16 protein-coding genes and 1 riboswitch are annotated in these 16,791 nt (G+C 51.3%); of the genes, 7 read left to right on the forward strand and 9 right to left on the reverse strand.

What is annotated here, in order from left to right:
* Positions 1-57: 57 nt before the first annotated feature.
* Positions 58-750 carry a GntR family transcriptional regulator gene (locus ACW44H_RS13570; RefSeq protein WP_457505032.1) on the reverse strand — a complete coding sequence of 231 codons (693 nt, stop codon included), beginning with the start codon at positions 748-750 and terminating at the stop codon, positions 58-60.
* 216 nt (positions 751-966) lie between these two features.
* On the opposite strand from ACW44H_RS13570, the gene ACW44H_RS13575 reads away from it, so the two are divergent.
* The 6 genes from ACW44H_RS13575 (at position 967) to ACW44H_RS13600 (ending at position 6,822) form a co-directional block, all read left to right on the forward strand.
* Positions 967-1,917: a LysR family transcriptional regulator gene (locus ACW44H_RS13575; protein ID WP_457505034.1), complete on the forward strand. Its 951-nt coding sequence runs from the start codon at positions 967-969 to the stop codon at positions 1,915-1,917.
* Between the two features lie 184 nt (positions 1,918-2,101).
* On the forward strand, positions 2,102-3,088 hold the full coding sequence (locus ACW44H_RS13580; RefSeq protein ID WP_457505036.1) for a TAXI family TRAP transporter solute-binding subunit: 987 nt from the start codon (positions 2,102-2,104) through the stop codon (positions 3,086-3,088).
* 123 nt (positions 3,089-3,211) lie between these two features.
* The gene (locus ACW44H_RS13585) at positions 3,212-5,164 is read left to right on the forward strand and encodes a TRAP transporter permease (protein ID WP_457505038.1); all 1,953 of its coding nucleotides are present in this window, start codon (positions 3,212-3,214) and stop codon (positions 5,162-5,164) included.
* The gene (locus tag ACW44H_RS13590; protein ID WP_457505040.1) at positions 5,161-6,108 is read left to right on the forward strand and encodes a D-2-hydroxyacid dehydrogenase family protein; all 948 of its coding nucleotides are present in this window, start codon (positions 5,161-5,163) and stop codon (positions 6,106-6,108) included. The genes ACW44H_RS13585 and ACW44H_RS13590 overlap by 4 nt, the downstream gene beginning before the upstream one ends.
* A 97-nt stretch (positions 6,109-6,205) precedes the next feature.
* Positions 6,206-6,622, forward strand: coding sequence for an alternative ribosome rescue aminoacyl-tRNA hydrolase ArfB (arfB, locus tag ACW44H_RS13595; RefSeq protein WP_113269924.1), 417 nt, complete (start codon positions 6,206-6,208; stop codon positions 6,620-6,622).
* Entirely contained in the window at positions 6,622-6,822 is a 201-nt protein-coding gene (locus ACW44H_RS13600; RefSeq protein ID WP_447043658.1) for a DUF1289 domain-containing protein, read from the forward strand. The genes arfB and ACW44H_RS13600 overlap by 1 nt, the downstream gene beginning before the upstream one ends.
* Here ACW44H_RS13600 and ACW44H_RS13605 read toward each other — a convergent pair.
* From ACW44H_RS13605 to ACW44H_RS13630, 6 genes are all read right to left on the reverse strand, one after another.
* Positions 6,819-7,883, reverse strand: coding sequence for a proline racemase family protein (locus ACW44H_RS13605; RefSeq protein WP_457505042.1), 1,065 nt, complete (start codon positions 7,881-7,883; stop codon positions 6,819-6,821). The genes ACW44H_RS13600 and ACW44H_RS13605 overlap by 4 nt on opposite strands.
* Complete coding sequence (locus ACW44H_RS13610) at positions 7,883-9,070, reverse strand: alcohol dehydrogenase catalytic domain-containing protein (protein ID WP_457505044.1); 1,188 nt, start codon at positions 9,068-9,070, stop codon at positions 7,883-7,885. The genes ACW44H_RS13605 and ACW44H_RS13610 overlap by 1 nt, the downstream gene beginning before the upstream one ends.
* 149 nt (positions 9,071-9,219) lie before the next feature.
* Positions 9,220-9,798 (reverse strand): NnrU family protein, encoded by a 579-nt coding sequence (locus ACW44H_RS13615; RefSeq protein WP_457505046.1) that lies wholly within the window; start codon positions 9,796-9,798, stop codon positions 9,220-9,222.
* 156 nt (positions 9,799-9,954) lie between these two features.
* Positions 9,955-10,923, reverse strand: coding sequence for a magnesium transporter CorA family protein (locus ACW44H_RS13620; RefSeq protein WP_457505047.1), 969 nt, complete (start codon positions 10,921-10,923; stop codon positions 9,955-9,957).
* Positions 10,924-11,025: 102 nt separating this feature from the next.
* Positions 11,026-12,399: a sodium:solute symporter gene (locus ACW44H_RS13625; protein ID WP_457505049.1), complete on the reverse strand. Its 1,374-nt coding sequence runs from the start codon at positions 12,397-12,399 to the stop codon at positions 11,026-11,028.
* Positions 12,389-12,496: riboswitch (TPP riboswitch) on the reverse strand. It overlaps the preceding gene by 11 nt.
* 114 nt (positions 12,497-12,610) lie before the next feature.
* Positions 12,611-13,192, reverse strand: coding sequence for a peroxidase-related enzyme (locus ACW44H_RS13630; RefSeq protein ID WP_113269918.1), 582 nt, complete (start codon positions 13,190-13,192; stop codon positions 12,611-12,613).
* A gap of 176 nt (positions 13,193-13,368) precedes the next feature.
* On the opposite strand from ACW44H_RS13630, the gene ACW44H_RS13635 reads away from it, so the two are divergent.
* Positions 13,369-14,061 (forward strand): hypothetical protein, encoded by a 693-nt coding sequence (locus ACW44H_RS13635; RefSeq protein WP_457505050.1) that lies wholly within the window; start codon positions 13,369-13,371, stop codon positions 14,059-14,061.
* Between the two features lie 110 nt (positions 14,062-14,171).
* On the opposite strand, the gene ACW44H_RS13640 is transcribed toward ACW44H_RS13635, so the two are convergent.
* Positions 14,172-15,668, reverse strand: coding sequence for a CoA-acylating methylmalonate-semialdehyde dehydrogenase (locus tag ACW44H_RS13640; protein WP_457505051.1), 1,497 nt, complete (start codon positions 15,666-15,668; stop codon positions 14,172-14,174).
* A 380-nt stretch (positions 15,669-16,048) separates the two neighbouring features.
* Entirely contained in the window at positions 16,049-16,756 is a 708-nt protein-coding gene (locus ACW44H_RS13645) for a DUF3581 family protein (RefSeq protein ID WP_457505052.1), read from the reverse strand.
* Between the last annotated feature and the right edge of the window lie 35 nt (positions 16,757-16,791).

Consider the following 16,791-nt stretch of genomic DNA (forward strand, 5'->3'; position numbering starts at 1 on the left):
ATTAAAGAGAAAAGCAGCTAACTACACTGTTATTCACGTTTTTTAGTTGTCAATATACTAACTAATCAAAAACTCCTTATTACTTTGATTCTCTACTTGAGCTTTAGCAACCGGCTGTTTTTGGCGCATTTGAGCGGTTCGTGCCGCCAATATATGCGCACGCATAATGGCAGCTGCCCATTCACCATCGCTATGCTGCAAGGCTCGAATAATTTCTCGATGGTGCTGCATACTCGCCAGCAATTCCTCCCGGGTGTAGTGGTGGAAACTGCGCCGTGAAACGGGTATTTGCACAATCGTTTCTAGTAATCGTTGGAGGCGTGGGCTATCCGCCGCCGCCACTAGTTCAGCGTGAAACTGATTGTTAAGCAAGGCGATTTCATCCACTGCCCGCTCGTCATCCTGCTGACACAGTATTTCCATTTGCTCGGCAAAACGGCTCAATGTGGCGAGTTGTGTTTCGCCGACACGTTTAGCAGCTCGCCTAACTACTTGGGGCTCTAGCAAGACTCTCAGCTCAAACACTTCTTCCACGTCATGCTGTGTCCAGCCCACCACACGCGCACCATGATGAGGGATGGCCTCCACCCAGCCATCGGATACCAAACGTCGCAATGCTTCACGAATGGGCGTCCGGCTGTAATCAAGCTCCTCACCAATAGCCGCTTCACGGACATAGCTGCCCGCCGCATAGCCACCATTGAGAATGCGTTGCTTAATGATGTGATAAACACGGTCGGCGGCGGTCATTACGACACTCCAGAGCGTTCCAGCGACTTTTAAATCCATTATGCCGTGTACGTCAATTCATATTCACGACTAAGGTCGCAGATCGAGTTGTGTACGATTTATTGCATAGACGACCAATATAGGCCTACATTTATCAAAAATCGAGCATAGTTGCATACAACTTTTATAAGAAGCTTATCGCCACTGATAGTCATGTCATACAAATGGAGTCCAAAAATGAAACTCGACCCCACGTCTTTAAGGCTATTTGTGCGAGTAGCAGAGATGGGCACCATCACCGGTGCAGCCGATGCTGAATTCATTGCAACGTCTGCCGTTAGCAAGCGTTTAAGTGAGCTCGAATCGCATTTCAGTACGCCGCTATTACATCGCAATAACCGGGGCGTAGAGTTAACACCGGCAGGTAATGCGTTGTTACATTTGTCCCGTGGGGTGCTGCATAACCTAGAAGACCTGGACTTACAGATGCGCGATTACACCAGCGGTGAGCGCGGCATTATTCGCATTTTTGCCAACATGTCAGCCATCACGCAGTACTTGCCCGGGGAGACACAGGCATTTTTTGAAAAACACCCGGATATTGGTGTGCAGCTTGAAGAGAAAGTTAGCCCGGTGATTACGCGGGAGATTATGGCGAATGGTGCTGATATTGGCATTTGCGCCAAACTCCCCCATGGCTATGACTTAGCGGAATTGCCTTACCATACTGATGAGCTGGTGCTTGTCACGCCGTTAAACCATCCTCTCGCTAACCGCGACGCCATCGATTTTCGCGACAGCCTGGAACACGCTTATGTCGGGCTGCACTCATCAAGCGCTATCAATCTTCAACTCTTAAAGGCTGCCAGCTTAGCCAATAGGCCATTAAGGCTGCGTATTCAGGTTACTAGCTACGACGCGCTGTGTTTGATGGTGCAGGCAGGATTAGGAATTGGGGTGGTTCCAAGAGGCGCCATTCGCCAATACGTGGGTGGGTTGCAAGTAAGTGTACTGCCTATTCGAGATGACTGGGCAAAACGTCCACTATGTATTTACGTCAACAATATTGACCGCATTTCGATGGCAGCCAGACTTTTTGTAGATCATCTTATTGAATCTTCTAATAATTCTAAACATCAGCCAACGGCAGAAAAGAGTAAAAAGACGTTAAAACCTTCACTAATTTAGCGCTCACCTCATCCCTGCTTTCTCTATTCACGAAAGCAGGCTCATCAATCACTAATACCCAAACGCGGTAACAACGGGTATCAATAGTCTGGAGGTGGTTATGTGATACACCGCTTGAACACAAAAACAAACCGTCCATGACAATCATGGCAATTAAAGCATTCCAATGCTTGAGGTAATAATAATGAAATCTTTTGCTCGAAAAACACGTCTACTTATCCCTGCTTCCATCCTGGCATTCGGTACGCTCACCAGCGCGGTCACACAGGCGCAAGAAGATGCTTTAAATATTGGCGCTGTTCCCACTGGCACTGGTTGGTTCTTCGGTATCTCCGAAGGCGCGCGCGTTATCAGTGCCAATACACCTTACGAACTTACCGTACGTGAAACGGGCGGCACCCGTGAAAATGCTATCCGTTTAGGACGTAACGAACTGGACCTTGCCTTCACTGAAGCCCTGGTAGGCTATGAGCAGTACAACGGTATAGGCCGTTTTGAAGACACGCCTAACGAAAACGTACGTTTGGTGTACTGGATTGCGCCTTCCACGATGCACTGGGCAGTTCGCCAAGACGCTGAGATCAGCAACTTTGAAGACCTTGCTGGTGAACGCTTTAATCCCAGCAGCATTGGTGGTGGCGGCGAGTACATCACCGAACTCGTTTTTGATATTCTGGGTGTTGAGCCTGACTTTCAGCGTATGCGCATCGATGATGCGGCAGAGGGCGTGATTGACGGTCGCTTAGTCGGCTTCAGCTATAACGGCATTCCGCCTATTCCTGCGTTCACGGAAGTTCACTCGTCTCGCCCTCTTCAGCTACTGTCCCTTTCAGAAGAGCAGCTTGAAACTGTCACTGCAGAGCTTCCCTTCTTATCACCCTCCGTTATCCCTGCGGACACTTACCGTGGCATGGATGAGGCGACGTCCCTGGGCATCTATATGGGCGTTTCAGCCAATAACTCTCTCGATGACGATATTGTGTATGACATCACCAAAGCCTATTGGGAAAATCATGACCAAGTATCGGCGTCCTTTGCCCCAGCCAAGGGCATGACCCCGCAAGACGTCATCGATAACGCCACCTTCCCGATTCACGCTGGTGCGTTGCGCTATTACCAAGAGTTGGGCCTGGAGATACCTAAAGACGTCATTCCTCCCGAAGCTCGCTAATACCTGCTTACGTCCGCAGACGCTTGTTCGTCTGCGGACGTTTGAATGCTTCCCTCTTTAACACCTCTTTTTTGACGCGCCTGTCATCACTGCTTCACAGCAAAATGGCGTGGGAGCTATCCGATGGATACCCTTGAAAGTAGTAAAGTTGTTGAAAAATATTCGGAAGACTCGGGCAAGCGTCAGCTAACGGGTTTCTGGTTTTTAGTGATGCGGCTAATCGCGGTGGCGATGGCAGTCTTCCACCTTTACGCTGCCGTTACTGGGGCAGTGAATACCCAAAACGCCATTCATCTCCTCTTCGCACTGCCGTTAATTTTCTTGGGCTACTCCTGTCGCGCAAGAGATAACCAGCGACTACCCTGGTTTGATGCCATTCCCGTAGTACTCGCGATCGCAGTGAGTGGCTATTACATCATGCAGTTTGATCGCATCATTTACGAACTTGGCTATCTAATGCCAACCACCTATGACTTGGTATTTGGCTTATTGGCAATTCTGCTTCTGCTTGAAGCTTGCCGTCGCGCCATTGGTCTTGCGTTTCCTATCTTGGTACTTATCGCTCTCTCCTATGCCTATTTCGGTAACCAGTTGCCTGGCGTTTGGGGTCATGGAGGATTTGGATGGGCAGACTTGGTAGCCACTTTCTATATGAGCCCGACAGGCATCTACGGCAGCTTGATGCGTACCTCCTCGACGGTGATTGTCATATTCATTATGTTTGGCGCGCTGCTGGTAACCACAGGCGGTGGCGATACATTCATGCGCTTGTCTAACTCTGTGACGGGCGGTATGGCCGGCGGTCCTGCTAAAGCAGCCACCTTATGTAGCGCCCTGTTTGGCAGTATCAGTGGCAGTACTGCTGCCAACGTAGCCACTACGGGCGTGTTCACCATTCCCTTGATGAAAAAAAGCGGCTATAGCCCGCGCTTTGCGGCAGCGACAGAAGCCTCTGCTTCAACAGGCGGACAAATTTTGCCGCCCATTATGGGCGCCGCCGCGTTTGTCATGGCCGACGTTATTTCCGTAAGCTACCTGGAGATCATTGGTGCCGCCCTTATTCCCGCGCTGCTCTTCTATCTCGCTATCTGGATGAGCGTTCACTTTGAGGCGAAGCGTCTGGGGCTAAACCCAATACCTAAAGATCAGCGCCCGACGCTGCGCGAGGGCCTGTTCAATATCGAAACGCTACTGCTACCGATTATCGTCCTGATAACGATGCTGGTGCTGCGTTACACTCCGACTACCGCCGCAGTAGCCGCTTACTTCACCGCGCTATTGATCTATCTCTTCTCTTGGCGCAGCCCAGGAAGCTTTACGGATCGTTTGAAGTCGATTCCTGCTGCTTTAGAAGCAGGCGCTATGACCGCAGCTATGATCGCCGTCATCATCGGCAGTGTGGCGATTATTGCCTCGGTGATTAGCCTTACTGGTTTAGGCTTGAAAGTCTCATCTGTCATTCTAGTCGTCAGCGGCGGCGATGTATTGGTTACCCTACTGCTGGCAATGGTCGTCGCGATCATTCTAGGCATGGGTCTGCCGACAGTAGCGGCCTATATGCTGGCAGCGTCTGTGGTGGCCGCGGCGTTCATTGAGGCTGGCTTGCCTAGCCTTTCTGCGCATCTGTTTATTCTCTACTTTGCAATTCTTTCAGGGGTAACACCGCCCGTTGCATTAGCGGCTTATATCGGTGGTGCCATTGCTGGTTCCCACTGGTTCAAAACCGCACTCACAGCGACGAAAATTTCCCTTGGCGGCTTCTTGATTCCCTTTATGTTCATCTACCACCCTCCGCTGCTAGGCAATGGCACAGCGCTTGAAATTACCCTCGCCGTGGCCTCTGGCGTGGTAGGCATCGTGGCGCTGGCGGCCTCCACGATCGGTTTCTTCTTACGCCCTTGCAGTTGGCTTGAACGGGGCTTACTACTTCTGGCGGCTCTAATGTTGATTAACGGCCAGGTAATAACCGATGTAGTGGGCATTGCGGTTATCGCAGGACTGTTTGCATGGCAATATCGCTTGAACATTACTGATAAAACAAGCGCACCGCTGCCGAGCAAGGAGCCACTTCAATGAAGATTGCCATTCCCGATGATTATCAAGACTGTGTGCGCAGCTTAGACGCCTTCAACCAGCTAGAAGGCCACGATGTAACGATCTATCACGACACCCTGACCGATTTGAACGCGCTCAGTGCGCGTTTTCAGGACGCCGAGGCGTTAGTGCTGATTCGGGAACGCACCCCGATCACCGCCGAGCTGTTGGCGCGCTTACCCAACCTGAAAGTCATTAGCCAAACGGGAGGCGGCGCAGCGCACGTGGATATGGAGGCTTGTCGCCGCCACGGCGTTACCGTCATGGCGGGCACTGGCTCGCCCTACGCGGCGGCAGAATTAACCTGGGGGTTGGTCCTGGCCGCCATGCGTCATATACCGGCAGAGGTTGAGAACCTGAAAGCGGGCCGTTGGCAACGCACCTTAGGCACGGGACTTAAAGGCCGCACGCTAGGTATTTTTGGCTACGGAAAAATCGGCAGCTTAGTGGCACGCTATGGTCAAGCATTTGAAATGAACGTTCTGGTGTGGGGGCGGGAAGGTACCCGCCAACGAGCAGCGCAGGCAGGACTAGAAGTGGCCGAGAGCCAAACAGACTTTTTCCAGCGGGCGGATGTGCTCAGCCTGCATCTTCGTTTAAACGACGATACCCGCGGTATCGTCAGCGCTGAATCCCTCGCCCAGATGAAGCCAACATCTCTGCTGGTAAACACCAGCCGTTCTCAGTTAGTGGCCCCTGGGGCGCTTGAACAAGCACTCAAGGCCGGTAGGCCTGGCCAAGCGGCGGTTGATGTTTTTGATGCAGAACCTGTGTTAGAAAACTCACTGCTGGCACTGCCCAATCTACTCGCCACACCGCACCTGGGTTATGTGGAAAAAGATAGCTACGAGCTCTACTTTGGCGATGCGTTTAGCAATCTGCTGGCCTATATCGATGGTCAGCCGGTGACCAATTTAGCCCGTTAAAAACAGGCGTTACTGCTTGGGTTAAGGACTTAACGACCACCGCCTCTGTGCCAATTGTGCTAGCCTTGTAGGTTCACGAGTCACACAGGGGCCATGAATGCTCACCATTTCTAGCAACGTTACGTTGGCTGACTGGGAGATTGATATCAGCCAGATTCGCGCCCAAGGTGCGGGCGGCCAGAACGTCAACAAAGTCGCCTCAGCAGTCCACCTGCGCTTCGATATTCTGAGCTCTACGCTGCCCTCGCATTATAAAGAGCGCTTAATGGCGCTCTCTGATCAGCGCATCAGTAAAGAGGGCGTTGTGATTATCAAAGCCCAAAGCCATCGCAAGCTTGAACTCAATAAAGAAGATGCACTAGAGCGTTTAAAAGAGCTCATTCAAAGTGCCACCAGACAGCAAAAGGTACGCCGCCCCACCAAGCCCACCAAGGGCTCACAGCGTCGTCGCGTCGATCACAAAACACGTAAAGGCAAAATTAAATCACTTCGCGGCAAGGTGTCGGCCTCTTGATGACTACACGTTCTGAACCGCTCACTAAGCGCCCTCTCTCGCCCTGCGTGCAAATATGCCAAATTGAGCCCTCCACCTCTGTCTGCCATGGCTGTGGCCGAACGCTGGATGAAATCGCCGGCTGGGGAAGTATGACCGAGGCCGAAAAGGCCCCGGTATGGGAACGCCTGGAAAGCGAAGGCTATGCCTCCAACGACTAGAGCGCTGATGGCAATGGCGCAGGCTGATGACGGTCACTCAAGATATGATGTAGCTCACCGCAAGCCACCATCGGATCATCGCAGTTGATCACAATATCCGAGTGCGCCAGCACGTAACTGCGGCCGGTAATGGTGTTTTCCACTACTTGATAAGCGCCCTCTTGATGGGTGCCGATAAAAGTGCCGATAAACCCCGTCTCACGTAGTGAAACTGTCTCTAGCTTATCGCCTAACTTCAATCGCCCTTCGTAGTTCATCAATGCTAGGCGTGCCGAAGTACCAGTACCCGTAGTGCTGCGGCAAATGACGCCGGGGTGAACATACGTGGTTGAGCGTGAGCGTATATAACCTTCCGTCACCTGCTCTTCAGGCCCCATAAAATGCAGAAACGGCAGTGGCCCTACGTCGCCCAGGGTGTAGTGAGAGAAGCCTCGCTGCGCTTTAATCGCTTCGACTATTTTATAGGCACATTCTGATAGTGCGCGCTCCTCATCACGCGTCAGCTTAAAGCCTAGCTCAGTGGCATCGACTAACGCATAAAAACCGCCGCTGTAGGCGATGGAGTAAGTGACATCACCAATTCCCGGTACTTGAATCGTATCTCGGTAGGTATCGATATAGCTGGGCAAGCCACCACAGGTGACTGACTCCACCACGCCGTTATGTACCTTGGCTTCGATCTGTACTAAACCTGCGGGCGCTTCCAGCTTGAAGCGCTGAATGCCTTCTTGCTTGGGCACAATACCGCTTTCCAGTACCGCCGTTGCGGTACATAGCGTGTTGGAGCCTGAGTAGATGGGGTACCCCATCACTTCCATAATGATATAGCCCGCGACCGCTTCCGGGTGGCTGGGAGGTACCAATAAATCCACCGACATTTCCGGAATGCCATAGGGCTCTTCCAGCAGCAAGCGACGCAAACCGTCGGCATCATCGCGCAAGTACTCCATCTGTTCGCGCACGGTGGCACCCGGCAGAATATCAATGCCGCCCGTGACAATACGGCTAACATCGCCACCGGCGTGCGTGTCCATTAATTGGATAGTATGAACATTATGCACTAGCGGCGCTCCTGAGCGGCAGAGGAATTTTCGAGGGCGAACGGAGCACCGTGAGATGCCCACTGGGCATCGGGAACAAGCACGATTTTTCCCAGGTAATTGCTGTCCCGGTTAACAAAATAGCGCTCAGCAGCATGTAAGTCGGAGAGTTTAAACGCCGCATGAAGCACGGGTTTTAATTCGCCGCTGCGAATCCAAGCCACAAGCTGTTCGGCCTCTTCCCGCGTACCATGAGAAACGCCAAATATCTGCACTTGATACAGATAAATACGCGTCCACATAATTTCGCTGAGATTGCCACCGCTAGCGCCAGCAATGGAAAGGCGCGGGTAACTTTTTCGTCCCTGCATATCGACAATCATGGTATCGATAAACAGGTTGGTCATTTCTCCGCCGACCAAGTCCATCACCGCATCAATCGGTTTACCGTCAGTCGTTTCCAAAACCCGCTCAACGAAAGTAGGCAAGTCGCCACGGTCAATGACGGCTTCAGCCCCCAATGCTGTTAGCGCATCGGCTTTGTCTAGCTGACTTACCGCGTAGGGAATAGCGCCCACAATGCGGCACAGCTGAATGAGCGCGGTGCCAACACCGCCACTAGCACCACTGACGAGTACGCGTTCTCCGGCACTTACCTGAGCGGCAGTCATCATGTGGTAGGCCGTTTGATACGAACACATGCCCATCGAGGCAAGCTCCGCATCGTGCAATTCGGGATTGGGGATGTGGTAGAACTGATCAGCAGGAACAGCGATGTACTCAGCAAAACCGCCGTCAGCGCCATGACCATAGTAATCCGGAGTAAGATTGATATCGCGACGCTCATCGGCGTAGATATTAAAATCGAGCAAGCCCCGCTGACCTATGCGCTCGGCGTCAACGCCCTCTCCCACTGCCACGATACGACCCGCTACATCGGCCCCTTGAATACGCGGAAAGGTTAATGTCGGCGTGCCACCCATGGCAAAAGAAGTAACCTCGCCCTTATCCTTAGTAGGATAAAGGCCTTCACGGGCTTTTCGGTCAGTATTGTTTTTTGCCGTTGCCGTCACTTGCACCAGCACTTCGCCCGTCTTGGGCTGAGGTGTAGCGACATCCTGATGATATTCCAACTTTTCGATATCACCATGTCCTGTCAATAGCATGGCGGCCATTGTAGCCGGCACCGTGTGCTCCGTTGCGACCATGAGCTGGCTCCTTAATTAGTGTATTAACGCTCCAATGACAATAACAAACTCATGCCGAGCCTTAAAAGCCGTATAAACGGCAATGGCGGCAACGCATGACTGCGAGGCCGCCAAAAGAACGAAGCAGTTTAAGTAGCTCAGCCGCGTTACTAGCTAAATACAGGGACGCCAATCAGCATTGCGTGCAAATAAAAGGCAAATAAAACATACGCCACTAGCCCAATTATTACGCTTGCAATGGTTGCCGTTTTTGTCGTGCTAACGGCCGCAGGCGGCGTAAGGCGGTCGCGTTTTTTGGCAGCTTTAAACGATAGGATAGCCCAGATAAGGAAAGCAGCAAAAAAGATAATATCGCCCAAACGTCCGTTCGCCAGTAGGTGAGCAAACGCCCAAATTTTCACGGACAATACCATCGGATGGCCAAGTTTGGCCTTAATGGCGTTATGAGGAACATACGTCGCCGCTAGCATAATAAAGGCGGGCAACATCAGCAGAGCCACTGCATGACGCATTCCCATGGGTGGATGCCAGACATAAATCGGATCAAGGCGCATCTGTCCAAATCCGTAAATAGCAATCACCAACCCAATGAAAGAGACCGCTGAATAGACTAACTTCCAGTTAGTCTCGCCTCGCTTGGCAATCTGTTGTTGACGCCAATTTTCAGCAAAGATACGCACAGAGTGGCTGCCCAAAAAAATCAGCAGCCCGATGATCATAATGGTCATGAAAAATGCTCCCAGTGAAAACGCTAGTCGACGGCATAATGCCTTATAGTCTTGGTCGATGCAGAGGATGCCACAGACAACCACTAACCACCTATGTATGCGCCAACTTTTTGCTTACTGACGAGCAGATAACTGAGATAGTTGTGCTGTTTAGGGTTAAAACCAATGTTTACGTTTAAACAGCCAAATCAATACACCACCGATTCCCAACATGGCACCCAACACAAAAAAGTAGCCGTATTCGTAGCGCAACTCGGGCATATTTTCGAAGTTCATGCCGTAAACGCCAGCGATAAATGTCAGCGGTACAAAGATAGCGGTAATCACTGTGAGAACGCGCATGGTGATATTTAATTGGTGGGAGGAAATAGAGATATAGCCATCGACTAAGTCACCACAAATGTCGTAATACATCTGGGTCAACGTATAGAGACGCTCGAAACGCTCGGCCACATCGTTAATCGCGTGCAAGGTTTCGCTTTGCTCGCGAGGCAAATGCTCATAATCATAAGCCGTCAGTTCTTGCGTAATACCCTGATGGTAACTAAAGATGCGACGCATTTTAACCAGCCGAGAACGATAGGTAATAATCTTGCGCATTAGCACATCATTACCCGCTTCTAACAATTCATCCTCAAGGTCGCTTAACGCCGTTTCAAACTCGAGCAGGCTATCAATATAAAAGCCCGCTGAAATATACATCACCCGTAGCGCTACATGCTCCGGCGAGTGGGCCAGTAGGGCTTTACCATGCTCGTTAAACAATCGCTCAATAGAGAGTGCTTGGCCAGGATGAAGAGTGACCAGCAACCTTTCACCCACAAAAAAACAGACCTGTTGAGGCAGGTAGTTCAGTTCGGCATCGAATGAGGAGATCCCGCGATAAATAATCAGCGTATGGTTTTCAAACTCTTCAATTTTAGGCGGATGACGCTCTTTATGAGCATCTTGAATCGCCATTGGATGGAACTCAAACGCCTCTAAAATAGTACGCTCACGCTGTTGCGTTTCACCCTGCATATCAATCCAAATATGGCTCCCTGGGGTGGACTCCCACATTGCCATAAGATGCTCATCGCCCTCGTAAGTCTTGCCTTCTGGGGTGGTTAAAATAGATCGAATCATGGTCGTCCTTGAATGTTTCAGGCCTTAAGCACCGCTATCAGCAGGATGGGCTATACGTACCTGGGCTTATCCTGTGTGCTTTGCATCATAAACGCCAAGTATTCACTGTTTTTTAATCATACTCGCAAGCAATACGCTGATTAACGTCGAGGCAATTAACGCGCCTACGAAAGGCCCCAGCGTGGGAATGCTGCCCGGAAAACTCGCTGCAACGACTCCCGAGATAAAACTTCCTTGGCTTAACCACCCTGGAAGAATGGCTCCCAGCAACCCTGCAATGCCTCCTCCAATGGCCGCAATAGGCGTCATCCGTTGCCACAAGCCCAGCAGCACCGGCACTACAATGGCCGCACACAGTAAGTCAGCAATGAGGAACAGCCGCAATACCGATAACCCTTGCAAAGCAATTACCACAACGGGAACCATCAATAAAATCGTCACCCATCGGGCAGCAACGAGTGAAACGCCCTGCTGCTCGCTGCGCGCCAAGATCAAGGAAGCAATACCGTTTTGTAACGTATCAACGCTAGAAGCCACCAACGTAACAGCGAGCACTAAGGCAGGCAGCGTCAACCAGACGGGTGCATCGATAAGCAGTGCAAAAAATGGCATAGGCGGTTCGCCTAGCGGCACATCTCGCATAGCGGCCAACATACCCAGACCGCCAATTACCATCACGACCACCACTGTCATTGCGCCGCCTAACCATGCCCCGCGCCCCAGGCTTTGATTGTCTTGTGCAGCCCAAACGCGTTGCCAATAGCCTTGGTGAAACAAGTTCGCTGCGGTGACTGCAATCACCAGCGTTAACGCCACACTAAGCGCATCAGTGACAGGAATAGAAGGTAAAACAGCCTCATTAGGAAGGGCAGGCAGTCGCCATAAGGCCATACTGCCTACCGCCAAGAGTAGTGCCAGCAATAACCAGGCCTGCCAGCGGTCAGTGGCAAGGCTGGCGCGTAGCCCTCCAACCGCTGTATAAACCAGCGTGGTAAGGGCCACTCCCATAATTACTAACGCGGGCGGCACATCGGAAAGTAATGCGGTGATTGCCCCGATAGCCGTTAGCTCAGCGGCCAAAAAACAGGCCATATAACCCACCGACACCAGCGTAACCCAGCGCCGAACGCCCGGGCCATAGCAAGCTTCAGCAAACTCTGCGATGCTGCGTCCCTCAGGCAGGGCACGGCGGATTTTAGGCCCATAAAGCCCTAAGACAATGAATGGGAGTGCGGAACCTAACGCATATCCTGACAATGCGAGCGGGCCAACAAAAGCACCAATTTCAGGGGGAGCAAAGAGTATCCATGCCCCCATGCCGGAGGCAAGAAAAGATAAACCAAGGGTAGAAGCTGTTTGCGAATTGCGCGCGGTGACATAGTCATCAAGCGGGCCATCCACCCAGCGAGCCCGCAGGCCTAAAAAAGCAAAGCAGCATAGTGCCGCGCCAAGCACGGCTGATGTTAAGTAAAGCATGTCGCGCTTCCTCCGCCGGTACGAACCGGATCAGGTTCCAGGGTCTGCGCAATACGCATTCTCAGCCCTTGCTAACAGGGCTCCCCTGGCGACAGTGAATGTAGGTACTTATTATAGCGGCTATTTTTCAAATGCTATTTTAAGGAATGTGTCGAAGCTATCCTCAATCAAAATCGCACCTTAGTAAAGTTTAAGATGAGTTGGCAGCAACCTAACGTGGCACACGCCCCATTAGATAGAACTCTTCATTGGGTGGCGTGCCCGCCAAAGTGACTAGTCGATTCGATAAGCTGAAAAACGCCGCGATAGCACCTATGTCCCAGCAGTCCTCTTGGCTAAAACCTACTTCCAGCAAGCGGGAGAACCATTCATTCGTCATTTCACCTACATCGATGGCGCAGTGAATAGCAAAATCAAGCATCACTCGATGGCGCTCACTGATTGGCGCAACGTGATGGTTAACAGCCACTTGGTCAGCAAGTAGGGGGTTTTTACTGTATATGCGCACTAAGGCACCGTGAGCTACCACACAATATAAACAATGATTACGCGCGCTGGTGGCAACCACGATCATCTCTTTCTCAGCTTTGCTGAGCGAGTCTGACTCCCGCTCCATTAATGCGTCATGATAGGCAAAGAAAGCGCGAAACTCAGCAGGACGATGGGCCAACATTAGGAATACATTCGGCACAAACCCCGCTTTCTCCTGAACGGCTAAAATGGCAGAACGAATGTCCTCGGGCAAATCATCCAGCGTTTCAGGCATATTAAAGCGACTTATTGTTGCAGACATAACCACCTCTTTATTGTTAAATTTAATTATCTCACTAAAATGGCTTAGCCGATGCATAACAAAAAGCTAGCTTAGCGTCTTTTTTTTAGCAGCTCTGCTCGCCATACTGATTTATCGATCTGTCATAAAACCAAGCTCTACTCTTTAATAAACAGTTCGTTCAAAGGGACACTGTCATGAGCCATAACGAAGCCAAGGAACATACTCCCGGTCGCCTAAACGAACTGTTTGCTGACCCTTACCGGGCGTTTGAAAATGATACAGACGAGCGTCAGTTGCATATTCGTATCATGCTGCATATGTTACTTGCCCGCCCTATGGCACGTGGGCAAATGATGCTAAGGGTTATTCATGGCTGGGAAAATGGTAGTTGCGAGCCAACCGACCTACAGCATATAGACTATGCCCTAAACGGCGTCTCCGACTTCAAGCGCGCAGTACAGGACTTTACCCACGCCTCTAAGCACAATACCCCGCTACCGGCCGATAATGATGCTCTTCTCGGCGCACCGCTCGCCGATGCGATTGCTGATGCAGAAGCGGAAGGCCAATCACTCGCTACCGACATTCGCGAGACCCCAGCACACTGGCCAGCATTTGAGGGGGGACTAGCCCTGTACACGCTGTTCAAAATGTACCACCGACTGGTTTATGGCGAAGATGACACCTACCGTTGCTCGCAATGCATGACACCGCTTGGCTTGCGCGAAATACACGAGTTCCATCTTGAAGAGGGTGAATTTGCGCTACTAGTCCCTCCAGCCAAGCACTTCATGAGCGAGCCTTCCTTGCTGGTTCTGCATGAAAGCCAGCTCGACCCCATTGAGCAATTGCTTGAAGAGAGCCTGCCACTGTTTGATAACTTCTAAACTACTAATTTACAAGTTAGTAACAACAGCCTTGCTTTCGATGGCCTCTAAGGTCAATTGGCCCCGCTTAAAGCGGGGCCAAGGTGTATCACTTCATGTGGTTGGATTTATCACAGCGAAATAGTGCTATTAATACCGCTAGAAACATTTTCCGGTTCAAACCAGCGCGCCGTCACGGTTTTCGTTTGTGTCCAGAAAGCGATCGCTTGTTTACCATTAGGCCCTAAATCGCCCAGTTTAGAACCCCGCGAGCCGGTGAAACTAAAGTACGCGACCGGTACTGGAATCGGCACGTTAATACCAATTTGGCCCACATCGATGTCAGTTTCAAAACGACGAGCAACCCAGCCTGAGTTAGTAAAGATGGAGGTACCGTTACCGTTGGGGTTGGCGTTGATAAAAGCGATCGCTTCATCGAGTGTTTCAACACTGACCACACACAGAACAGGCCCAAAAATCTCTTCGCGATAAATGGTCATATCCGCGGTCACATCCGCAAACAGGGTCGGCCCTACGAAGTTACCGTTAGGATAGCCGTCCACGTGAACGTTGCGGCCATCGACCATCAATTTGGCGCCCTCTTTTTCGCCAGCATCGATTAACCGCAGCACCCGATCACGGGCTGCTGGTGAAACCAACGGGCCCAAGTCTGCATCAAGCTGAGTACCAGGCCCCACTTTCATTTTTTGGGCTGCTTCAACGATGTCGTTCAACCACGCTCGAGCTTCACCCACGAGCACGACCACCGAGTTCGCCATACACCGCTGACCAGCGGCACCGAATGCTGACCCCAACAAATTGTTGATTGCTTGACTTCGGTTAGCATCGGGCATCACCACACAGTGGTTTTTAGCCCCCATCATCGCCTGCATCCGCTTACCTGCTGCTGCCGCACGGTTATAAAGCAGCGAACCCACGTGGGTGGAGCCAATGAACGAAAGCGCTTTGATATCTTGGTGATCAGCAATTTGATTGGCCACATCCGGACCACCATGCACCACGTTGAGTACGCCCGGTGGGATACCTGCTTCATGGGCCAACTCAACTAAGCGCATCGTTGAGCTAGGATCTTGCTCTGATGGCTTCAGAACGAAGGTATTACCTGTGGCAATCGCCAACGGGAACATAAAACACGGCAGCATAATCGGAAAATTAAAAGCGGTGATGCCTGCGCCTACCCCCAGCGGCTGGTGCATGGTGTAAACATCCACCTCGCTGGCAGCATTTTCAGCCAGCTCACCCAACTGCAGCGAGGTGATCGAACAGGCGTGCTCAACCACTTCCAAGCCACGCCCTACTTCACCTTCCGCATCCGGCAGTGTTTTACCGTGTTCTTCGGTAATCAGCGCCGCAAGTTCTGCAGTATTGTCGCGAATCAGCGCCTGTAGCTTGAGCATAATGCGCATGCGCTTGCCCAAGGGGACCTTACGCCACTCTTTGAACGCCTCTTTGGCGCTGTGGATAGCACGCTCTACTTCGTCAGCGCTGCAAAACGGCACGCGAGCCACCACCTCTTGGGTAGCCGGATTGACTACGTCGCGCCACTCCTGGCTTTGCGACTGCACTGGCTGGCCATCGATATACATAGGAATTTCACGGACGGACATAGCGTTGCTCCTTTTACATTTGTGATTTTTATTGAAAAGCCATGGCTAAAAACGGCGATTAAAAGCCGACTGTTAAAAAGATTGTAGTTGCAAACCAAGTGCACAGGGTATAGCAGCAAGTTGACGTAAACGTCAACTAGATATGACTGAGTAAACAGAATCTGGCGCAGGACGTCAATTAGCCTTTTTATAGAGATGTGACGCAGGCTTTTATTCGTCGGCAAGTAGGGTGCTGACTAACAGGCCGTTTATTCGACTCGCCGACGCGCAACCACGCCGACATGGCTCTATTCAGAACTATGACGAGCAATGGTACGAAACATCGGCTGGCAGTTGGGTCGAAGTGATGCCTTTGGTGGGCTAACTAGCGGAGACACCGGTTAGACTGTTTCGTAGGCAGCCTTAAGACGATAAAACTCTTCTACAATAGCGGCCATTTCATCCGCGTCATAATCACACAGGCCGCTTACCACTAACTTCTTAGAGCCAACCCCGACGCTTTCACCGGCGGACTCAATCGAGAATTCCAGCCGCGCATCGGCTCGCTTGCCGTTAACCTCTAATGAAGATTGATTCAACGTCAAACCCGGCGAAAAGCCATCCAACCGCTCAAGTGAAAATCCCATGCTATCGTAGATCACCAGTGGCCGTTTAGGGTTAAACATGACCCCATGTTGCTCCATTAGTGGTTTAAGATAGTGGGGGAAATTCTTGCCCGAAAACGCGACATAACAGCGAGCAAACGCTTCCACCACAACCGGATCGTGGGTAATGTCCCCACTACGCACAACCTGTAAGTAGCATTTACCGCTCTCATCGCAGACATGGATTGTTCCATCATCTGCTTCGCTAAACTTAAGCGGCGTGTCAGCCCCCACCATGTTGGTGAAGCGAAATTCCATTTGCCGCGACAACCCGAACTTTGTAAGTACCAGAACAAACAGTAAGTCACCGGGAACACAAAAACGACGCGCATCCGGATTATGAATAGGGTTGTAGTCACCAGCCACGCCTTTGGCGAAGTGGCTGGCTTGCTCTGCGGAGATCACTACGTACTCTCCGCGCTGCGTGTAAAAATCCTTGAACATGGCGTTTGTAGCCTGCCTAGCGTTGAAATCGAAAA

It is taken from the genome of Vreelandella sulfidaeris Esulfide1, from assembly GCF_054072535.1.